The sequence below is a fragment of the Streptococcus mitis genome, assembly GCF_003942695.1.
Classification (GTDB): Bacteria; Bacillota; Bacilli; order Lactobacillales; family Streptococcaceae; genus Streptococcus; species Streptococcus mitis_BD.
The window spans coordinates 1-728 of the sequence record NZ_RJNU01000031.1; the positions used below are offsets into that span (position 1 = coordinate 1).

At 25.8% G+C, this 728-nt stretch carries 1 protein-coding gene; it reads left to right on the forward strand.

Annotated features, from left to right (window positions below):
• Positions 1–728, forward strand: a 728-nt coding sequence (locus D8852_RS10070; protein WP_185755617.1) for a hypothetical protein, incomplete at both ends; no start/stop codon positions are given.

Consider the following 728-nt stretch of genomic DNA (forward strand, 5'->3'; position numbering starts at 1 on the left):
GCTTTAGATACCAGTAACGGAACTTTTGAAATCTCTGATGATTATGACAATTCGGAGTCAACAATAAAAGCGTCAATTTCTTATTTTATTGGTAGTATATCTGCCTATGCGATAGCTGAAAAACATCATAACCTTTCTTATTTATTCCATTTGAAGGACCCTATTATTACTAATATTCAACATTCTACTCCTGATAAAAAAAGATTCCCTGATTATTTAGGTTTGTATAATAATAATTTTAATTCTGCTTTTTTGATTGAAGCTAAAGGTACTAGTATGTCAAGATTGTCAGATGATACTATTTCAAATGCAAAATCTCAAGTTAGTTCTATTAGTTCAGTGGATGTGACACTTGATAATACTTCTCACACGATTAGAAATTTTGAAAGACACGTAATAGGTTCTTATTTTAAAAACAAAGAGTTATATTTCTGTGATATTGATCCTGAAGAAATAGGTGACGTAGTTTATAAATTTGATGCTAAGTCAAAAATTTTAATGTATTATAAAAATGTAATGTTCCTTTTATTGTTTTATACTACTGATTGTCAGGAAATAAAAATAGAAAACATAAAATATAAATTTATAAATTTTGATGGCTATAGAATAGGATTAAATAGTGATATATTTAATTATCTAGTACCATATTATAGACTCGATAATTTTAAAAAACTTCATATAAATTATGATTATCAAAAAGGTAATACTGAATCTGATTTATTTCAAGA